This is a genomic window from Lachnobacterium bovis DSM 14045, from assembly GCF_900107245.1.
In the GTDB taxonomy this organism is placed as follows: Bacteria; Bacillota; Clostridia; order Lachnospirales; family Lachnospiraceae; genus Roseburia; species Roseburia bovis.
This window is the reverse complement of record NZ_FNPG01000055.1, coordinates 1-1,718: the sequence shown is the minus strand read 5'-3', so window position 1 is coordinate 1,718 and position 1,718 is coordinate 1. Positions and strand designations below refer to the sequence as shown.

The window sequence follows — 1,718 nt, the reverse complement described above, 5'->3', positions numbered from 1 at the left end:
GATAGGGTGTCAAATTTTATTGTACAATACCAAACTGAGGAGGCTGCGTTTAGAGGACGAGGCAAAAATGAGAGAACGGCGCGAATCATCAACAGCCTCCGAGGAGAGTTCAAACTAAAAGACATTCTCTCTTATATAGGTATGCCCAAAGCTACTTACATGTATTGGCAAAAAAGATTTGACCGTGAAAATCCAGATAAAGAAATCGAAGAAAGGATTCTTGAGATTCGCAAAACTAATAAGGATTATGGCTACCGTAGAATATTAGGGGAATTAAAAAATCAAGGTTACTGTATAAACAAGAAAAAAGTACAACGCATAGTGCAGAAACTTGGATTACAAGTCACCTCTTTTACACGCAAGAGCCGTAAATACAGCTCATACAAAGGTAAAATTGGAATAGTGCACCTAATCGTATAAAAAGACGTTTTAACACTCATATCCCTCATCAAAAAATCACTACAGATACTACCGAATTCAAATATTATGAGGTAGATACTAAAGGTCATATGACAATGCATAAGTTATATCTAGACCCATTTATGGATATGTGCAATGGTGAGATTATTAGTTTTGGAATAGCCCCACAACCATCCGCCAAGAATGTAATGGATGCTTTGGAACAAGCAATAACTATAACAGCAGACTGTCCATACCGCAGAACCTTTCACTCGGATCAAGGCTGGGCTTATCAGATGAAAGCTTATTCACATCGCCTTAAGGAAGAGCGAATCTTCCAAAGTATGTCAAGAAAAGGAAATTGCTACGATAACTCAGTTATGGAAAACTTCTTTGGACTATTAAAACAAGAAATCTATTATGGTGTTGTTTATTACAGTTATGAAGAATTAAAATCAGAAATCAAACGATATATAAAATATTACAATGAACAAAGAATTAAAGAAAAACTAGGATGGATGAGTCCTGTTCAATACAGGCTCAGCCTCTTGGCTGCATAAAAATAGCGTAGCAGCCAAAAACTGCTACGCTTAAAAAGTCTAACTTTTTGGGGTCACCTCATCACTGACTGCTTTTTTACTTCATAATCAAGTATTATTTATACTATTTTATTCATTTTTTTGCTGATTTTATTTGCTTTTATTAACGTTTTTCTTAACTTGTTTTTTGACGTATAATTCATTATTGTAGTGTAACTATCCCTTTCTTTTGCCAGTGGATCATTCCATCCATTTAAATATTTTTTATCAACGTCTTTCTTACACATAAACCAATTTGAATTATCAACTTCACTTTTATCTTCTTGGGAATCTTTTATAACTTTATACAACATAACTTTATATTTAAATAATTTTTCTTTACTTACAACAATGTAAGCATTTTCTTCATTTGTTATATTCGGATTATATTTGTTATATAAATTACTAATTTTATATTTAGTAAAAGTAAAATGTCCCATAGAATATTTATAATAATATTGTATATTATCTTCTGTATAACAATATGTATCATCCTTGTATTTTGTTAAGCAATATCCTTTTTCTGATAATTTATCAATTTCAGAATCTGACAATTTTGTACGTCCACAAGCAATTACGCTACAACATACACTTACTGCTACTAATACCATTATGATGGCTTTTCTTATTTTTTTCACAATTTATTTCCTCGTATTATATAGTAGTAGTTTTTAGAGACCCTCTCCAAGGTCTTTATAACTATTCAGTCATAGTCTTTTCTTTACCTTTTCTATAGGTTCG

The 1,718-nt window shown here is 31.7% G+C and carries 1 protein-coding gene and 1 pseudogene; one reads left to right on the top strand and one right to left on the bottom strand.

The genetic code is table 11. The features are described 5' to 3' along the window. Positions 1-959: pseudogene (locus tag BLV79_RS13120) on the top strand (IS3 family transposase); the annotation flags it as partial. Between the two features lie 98 nt (positions 960-1,057). Here BLV79_RS13120 and BLV79_RS12340 read toward each other — a convergent pair. Beyond that, on the bottom strand, positions 1,058-1,615 hold the full coding sequence (locus BLV79_RS12340; protein ID WP_074719267.1) for a hypothetical protein: 558 nt from the start codon (positions 1,613-1,615) through the stop codon (positions 1,058-1,060). Between the last annotated feature and the right edge of the window lie 103 nt (positions 1,616-1,718).